We start from the raw sequence: 681 nt of genomic DNA on the forward strand, positions 1-681 counted from the left end.
GGACAACCCGGCTCAAAATATTACGATTTTCCCATCAAGCGTAATTCCCGATGCATAACCGTCACTTACCCAGATGGGGTGACAGTTGATCTTATGCCCGTTCTCAGAATTCCGTCCGGACCTGAACGGTCTGGCCATCTCTTTCACCACAAGCAGGAAGATGGTGAGAAACTTCTCAAAGAGGTGAAYCCAAAGGCTTTCACCCACCATTTTAATTCGACCATCGCCTTAACTGGCGTAAGTGACGCGTTCGCGGCGAAGTTTCGTAGTCGACGTATGCTTGTCGACGGGTTGCTAGTTGATAAAGCCGATACGCAGCCAATGCCTGGCCATTTGCCACTCGAGGAAAAATCCCCACGTCTGGTTGCGATTCAATTGCTCAAGCGTTTCAGAGATGTACAATATCGAACMGGAGCGCGAAAAAAGACTCGCAAGCCTCCGTCTGTTGTCATCGCTGCAGTTGCGCTCGACGCGGGGCCGATGACTGATAGTCTCTTCGATGAACTATGTGCGATATCGCGGGAATTTTGTAGGCGTATCGACATCGCAGAGATGAATCAAACAACCCTCGTTGTAAAAAATCCTACTCATAATGCGGACGAGTTTACGGACCGATGGCCGGAAGATCGCCACTCCCAACTCGTTTGGAAGCGAGATTTAAACAATCTAATTAGCACGTTG

General features: G+C 49.3%; 1 pseudogene. It reads left to right on the plus strand.

What is annotated here, in order from left to right:
• Positions 1-681, plus strand: a pseudogene (locus ACXJ5O_RS28960) (hypothetical protein); the annotation flags it as partial.

Source organism: Phyllobacterium sp. P5_D12, assembly GCF_054049495.1.